This window comes from Amycolatopsis sp. (genome assembly GCF_036008905.1).
Lineage (GTDB): Bacteria > Actinomycetota > Actinomycetes > Mycobacteriales > Pseudonocardiaceae > Amycolatopsis.
Window position 1 is genome coordinate 1 of record NZ_DASYMU010000093.1, and the last position, 5,953, is coordinate 5,953.

Sequence of the window (5,953 nt, forward strand, 5' to 3'; positions counted from 1 at the left end):
ACCCCCGCACCCAGGCCGCGCCCGGGCCGACCCCTGCTAGACGCCGGAAGTGGTGCGGATCCAGGAGCGGCTGGACGCGACACTGCCGTAGTTGTTGGTGCCACGGGTGTTGGAGCCGGTCTGGTTCTGGACCGTGGACGCGACACCGACCTGGACGCCGTTGGCGAGCTCGGGGCCGCCCGAGTCGCCTTTCCACGCGGAGCCGTTGATACCGACCGACTGGATCGCGCGGCCGCCGAAGGCGTCCGTCGAGCGCCCGGTGACCTGCACGTTCGCCACCTTCAGCACGGACGATGCCGGACCGGTCGGGGTGGTGCGCCCCCAGCCGTAGAGCTGGTTGGTGCTGCCGGTGGCGGGGTCGCCGCTGCCGAGGGTGATCGGCGTGGCGGACACGGCCGAGGTGAGGTGCAGCAGCGCGATGTCGCCGTTGGGCGAGATCTGCTGCTGGTCGACGGCCACGTCCGTGCCCGAGCCGAGCGCGTTGCTGCCGACCTTGACCCGCATCGTGCTGCCGAGGCAGTGCCGGGCCGTCATGACCCAGCGCGAGGAGATCACGGTGCCGGAGCAGTTGAACGCGCCGCCGACGTAGATCTGCGCGCCCCAGCTGACCGTGGGGGCGGTGCCGCCGCCGACGATGTTGGGCTGGACGCCGGCACTGGCGATCGCGCCGGCGCTCATGGTCAGGGCGAGCGCTGCCACGGAGGCTGCGCCGAGGGTGCGGATGCGGCTCACTTGCCTGTCCTTTCAACGAGTGGAGCCCGTTTGAACCGGAATCCATCTGAAGGCCACCGCGAAAAGCGGCTGAGACGGAAAGTAACCACCGGATCACCCGACAGATACCAACGAAGGTCGGGAGTGGCGAAATGCCCGACTTCCGTCGGGTGGGTGGTGGACTCAGCGTGTATATCGGCGTAAACCGTCACCGGTACATGGCTCTAACCTGCGTCTACCCCGGGGGCACGCGAGAGTGTCGGTGCCGCGCCATAGGCTTGATGGCGTGGCTGATCCGTCCACCTACCGTCCTTCGCCGGGGAGCATCCCGGACGCGCCCGGCGTGTACAAGTTTCGTGATGCCACGAAACAGGTCGTCTACGTCGGGAAAGCAAAGAGTCTCCGCAGCAGGCTGAGCTCCTACTTCGCCGATCTGTCGGGCCTGCACCCCCGTACGCGCCAGATGGTGACCACCGCCGCGAGCGTCGAGTGGACCGTGGTCTCCACCGAGGTCGAAGCCCTCCAGCTGGAGTACAACTGGATCAAGGAGTTCGACCCGCGGTTCAACGTCCGATACCGCGACGACAAGTCGTACCCGATGCTCGCGGTGACGATGAACGAGGAGTTCCCGCGGCTCCACGTCTACCGAGGCGCCCGTAAGAAGGGCGTGCGGTACTTCGGCCCGTACGCGCACGCGTGGGCCATCCGGGAGACCCTGGACCTGCTGCTGCGCGTCTTCCCGGCCAGGACGTGCTCCAACGGCGTGCTCCGGCGGCACGGGCAGATAGGCAGGCCCTGCCTGCTCGGCTACATCGACAAGTGCTCGGCGCCCTGTGTCGGCAAGGTCAGCGCGGCGGAGCACCGCGAGATCGTCGAGGACTTCTGCGACTTCCTCGCCGGCCGCACCGACGCGATGGTCCGGCGCCTCGAGAAGGAGATGGCCCAAGCCTCCGAGGAGCTCGAATTCGAGCGGGCCGCGCGGATCCGTGACGACCTCGGCGCGCTTCGCCGGGCGATGGAGAAGCAGGCCGTGGTGCTCGGCGACGGCACGGACGCCGATGTCGTCGCGTTCGCCGATGACGACCTCGAAGCCGCGGTCCAGGTCTTCCACGTGCGCGGAGGCAGGGTGCGCGGACAGCGCGGCTGGGTGATCGACAAGGCCGAGGAGATGGGCGTTCCCGAGCTCGTCGACCACTACCTGACCCAGTTCTACGGCGAGGAAGTCGAGTTCGCGGGCGAGGGCGAAGCCGCTTCGCCGGTGCCGCGTGAGGTGCTCGTGCCCGAGCTGCCCGCCGATGCCGAGGCCGTCACCGAATGGCTGTCCGGGCTCCGCGGGTCCCGCGTCGCGCTGCGCGTCCCGCAGCGCGGTGACAAGCGCGCGCTCGCCGAGACCGTGCAGCGCAACGCGGAAGAGGCGTTCGCGCAACACAAACTGCGTCGCGCCGGCGACCTCACGGCACGCTCGGCGGCGCTCGCCGAGCTGCAGGAGAACCTCGGTCTCGACACCGCGCCGCTGCGCATCGAATGCGTGGACATCAGCCATATCGCCGGAAGTGACGTGGTGGCCTCGCTGGTGGTGTTCGAGGACGGTGTCGCGCGCAAGTCCGAGTACCGCCGGTTCGCCCTGCGGGAGGCGGCCGACGAGGGCGATGTCGCCTCGATCGCGGAGGTCGTCCGGCGGCGTTTTTCGCGTTACCTCAAGGAAACCGCGAACGACGAACCCGAGGGCCCGACACCGGGCATCGACCCGGAGACCGGCAAGCCGCGGAAGTTCTCCTACCCGCCGAACCTCCTCGTCGTCGACGGCGCGGGTCCCCAGGCGACGGCCGCCGCGGACGTGCTCGCCGAGCTCGGCATCACCGACGTCGCCGTGGTGGGCCTGGCGAAGCGGCTCGAAGAGGTTTGGCTCCCGGCGGACCCCGATCCGGTGATTCTTCCGAGAACTTCCGACGCGTTGTACCTCCTGCAGCGCGTCCGGGACGAAGCTCATCGCTTCGCCATCCGCTTCCACCGGGAGAAACGCTCCAAACGGCTTCAGGTGTCCGCATTGGACGGTGTCCCGGGGCTGGGGCAAGCTCGCAGGACGGCGCTGATCAAGCACTTCGGCTCGGTCAAGAAGCTCAAACTGGCCAGCGTGGACGAAATATCGGCGGTGCCGGGAGTGGGACGGCGTACCGCGGAGGCGGTGCGCGGCGCACTGAACGGCACCGAGGGCAGTAGTAGTACGGCAGAAGGGGAGACCAGCTCGTGACGGGCGACAGCTCAAGCGCGACAACGACAACAGCGGAAGAACGCGCCTCGGGGATGGAGGTGGCGGTCGTCAGCGGCCTGTCCGGCGCGGGCCGGAGCACCGCGGCCAAATGCCTCGAAGACCTGGGCTGGTTCGTGGTGGACAACCTGCCGCCCGAGCTGATCGCGACCATGGTCGAGCTCGGCGCGCAGGCGCGCGGTGCGATCACCAAGGTGGCCGTCGTGATGGACGTGCGTTCGCGCGCCTTCACCGACGACCTGGCCTCGGTCATCAAGGACCTGGACAACAGCGGGTACAAGCCGCGGGTCCTGTTCCTCGAAGCGACCGACGCGGTGCTCGTCCGGCGGTTCGAGGCCGTCCGGCGTGGGCACCCGATGCAGGCCGACGGCAGGCTCGCCGACGGGATCACCGCCGAGCGCAACCTGCTTTCGCCGCTGCGCGAAGAGGCAGACCTCGTGCTCGACACGTCCTCGCTGTCCGTGCACGACCTGCGGGCGAAGATCGAGGACGCGTTCGGTTCCGAGGTCGGCACGCAGACCCGGGTCACCGTGCTCTCTTTCGGGTACAAATACGGGCTGCCGATGGACGCCGATCTCGTGATGGACGTCCGGTTCCTGCCCAACCCGTTCTGGATCCCGGAGCTACGCGAGCACACCGGTCTCGACGGCGACGTCCGGAACTACGTGCTCACCCAGGAAGGCGCGGACGAGTTCCTCGACCGCTACCACCAGCTGCTGCGGCTGATCGGCGCCGGCTACAAGCGCGAGGGCAAGCGTTACCTGACCCTCGCCGTCGGCTGCACCGGCGGGAAACACCGCAGTGTGGCCATTTCCGAGGAGCTCGCGCAGCGTCTGTCCAATGAAGACGGTATGGCCGTGAAGGTGGTGCACCGCGATCTTGGCCGCGAGTAGGATCTTGCCCGCGAACAAATTGCGTGCTGTCGCGCTGGGCGGTGGGCATGGGCTGCACGCGACGCTGACCGCGCTGCGCCGGATCACCACCGAGGTCACCGCCGTCGTCACCGTCGCCGACGACGGTGGTTCCTCGGGGCGGTTGCGCCGGGAACTCGGCCTGCTCCCGCCCGGTGACCTCCGGCAGGCGTTCGCGGCGTTCGCCGCCGAGGACGGCGGAACCCTGTGGGCACAAGTGTTCCAGCACCGCTTCGGCGGGGACGGCGCGTTGGCCGGCCATGCGGTGGGAAACCTGTTGCTGGCCGGGCTTTTCGAGGTACTCGGCGACCCGGTCGCCGCGCTCGACGAGGCCCGCAGGCTGATCGGTGTCACCGGACGGGTGCTGCCGATGTCGCCCGAACCGCTCGACATCGTCGCCGAGGTCGCGGGGCTCGACGAGGAGGACGAAACGGCGATCCGCCGGATCAGGGGACAGGTCGCGGTGGCCAGTACGCCCGGCCGGGTCCAGCGGATCAGCCTGCTGTCTTCGCGGGGCTCGGGGGAGCCGCCGCGCGCCTGTCAGGAAGCCGTCGACGCGGTGCTGGGTGCTGACGTAGTGTTCCTCGGTCCGGGGTCGTGGTTCACCAGTGTGCTTCCGCACCTGCTGGTCCCCGAACTGCACGACGCACTTGTGCGTACCAAGGCGACGAAAGTGGTTATTCTCAACCTGATCCCCCAACCGGGGGAGACAGCGGGTTTTTCCCCCGAACGGCATTTGGACGTACTCTTCGAGCACGCGCCGGACCTTCGGGTGGACGCGGTGATAGCGGATCGGGATTCGACACCGACGCCGGCGCGCTTGCGCCGGGCAGCGGCGGATCTCGGCGGGCGGGCGCATCTGGCGGACATCGCCGACCCGATCGTGGCGGGACGGCATGATCCTGATGCGCTGGCGAGCTGCATGAGGGAGGCTCTCGGTCTCACCGGGGGCGAAAACAGTATGGAGGGGCAGTAATGGCGATGACCGCCGCGGTGAAAGACGAGCTGAGCCGCTTGGAGATCACCAAGATCGGGCCGCGCCGCGCGGAGGTTTCGTCGATGCTCCGGTTCGCCGGGGGCCTGCACATCGTGGGGGGCCGCGTTGTGGTCGAGGCCGAGCTGGACACCGGCTCGGTCGCGCGCAGGCTGCGCAAGGAGATCCACGAGCTGTACGGCCACCATTCGGACGTCCATGTCCTTTCGGGCAGCGGGATCCGCAAGGGCACCCGGTACGTGGTGCGCGTGGTCAAGGACGGCGAGGGCCTCGCGAGGCAGACCGGTCTGATCGACCAGCGGGGCAGGCCGGTGCGCGGGCTGCCCGCGGCCGTGGTTTCCGGCGGCGTCGCCGACGCGGAGGCCGCGTGGAGGGGCGCTTTCCTGGCTCACGGCTCGCTGACCGAACCGGGCCGCTCATCGTCGCTCGAAGTCACCTGCCCCGGCCCGGAAGCCGCGCTGGCGCTCGTGGGCGCCGCCCGCCGGATGGGCATCCAGGCGAAGTCGCGCGAGGTCCGCGGCGCGGACAGGGTCGTCGTCCGTGACGGCGACGCGATCGGCGCGTTGCTCACCCGGCTCGGGGCGCATTCCAGCGTGCTGCAGTGGGAAGAGCGGCGGATGCGCCGCGAAGTCCGCGCGACGGCGAACAGGCTCGCCAACTTCGACGACGCCAACCTGCGCCGCTCGGCCCGCGCGGCCGTCGCGGCGGCGGCCCGGGTGGAACGAGCCATGGAGATCCTGAGCGACTCCGCGCCCGATCACCTGCTGGCGGCGGGCAAGCTCCGGCTGTCCAACCGGCAGGCGTCACTGGAAGAACTCGGCCAGCTGTCCGACCCGCCGATGACGAAGGACGCCGTCGCCGGCCGTATCCGGCGTCTGCTGGCGATGGCCGACAAGCGCGCGAAGGACCAGAACATCCCGGACACCGAATCGGCCGTCACCCCGGACATGCTGGAAGAGGACGAGGACGTCTGATTTCTTTGGTTCGGCTTCGCGGGTGGTGACGCTGGTTCGGCTTTGGGTGGTGGTTACGGGTGGGTTTCAGGCGGTCCGGATGGATATTTTCGCT

At 69.1% G+C, this 5,953-nt stretch carries 5 protein-coding genes; 4 read left to right on the forward strand and 1 reads right to left on the reverse strand.

Features of this window, described 5'->3' with window-relative positions; all coding sequences use genetic code 11:
- Positions 1–36: 36 nt before the first annotated feature.
- On the reverse strand, positions 37–732 hold the full coding sequence (locus tag VGP60_RS17685) for a S1 family peptidase (RefSeq protein WP_327549110.1): 696 nt from the start codon (positions 730–732) through the stop codon (positions 37–39).
- A 265-nt stretch (positions 733–997) separates the two neighbouring features.
- On the opposite strand from VGP60_RS17685, the gene uvrC reads away from it, so the two are divergent.
- Genes uvrC through whiA form a run of 4 tightly spaced genes read left to right on the forward strand, consistent with a single transcriptional unit; the run spans position 998 to position 5,859 of the window.
- Positions 998–2,962 (forward strand): excinuclease ABC subunit UvrC, encoded by a 1,965-nt coding sequence (gene uvrC, locus VGP60_RS17690; protein WP_327549111.1) that lies wholly within the window; start codon positions 998–1,000, stop codon positions 2,960–2,962.
- A gap of 53 nt (positions 2,963–3,015) precedes the next feature.
- Entirely contained in the window at positions 3,016–3,873 is an 858-nt protein-coding gene (gene rapZ, locus VGP60_RS17695) for an RNase adapter RapZ (protein ID WP_327549113.1), read from the forward strand.
- A 19-nt stretch (positions 3,874–3,892) separates the two neighbouring features.
- Complete coding sequence (locus VGP60_RS17700) at positions 3,893–4,867, forward strand: uridine diphosphate-N-acetylglucosamine-binding protein YvcK (protein WP_327549114.1); 975 nt, start codon at positions 3,893–3,895, stop codon at positions 4,865–4,867.
- Positions 4,867–5,859, forward strand: a complete 993-nt coding sequence (gene whiA / locus VGP60_RS17705; RefSeq protein ID WP_327549112.1) for a DNA-binding protein WhiA — start codon at positions 4,867–4,869, stop codon at positions 5,857–5,859. Before VGP60_RS17700 ends, whiA begins: the two co-directional genes overlap by 1 nt.
- Positions 5,860–5,953: the final 94 nt, after the last annotated feature.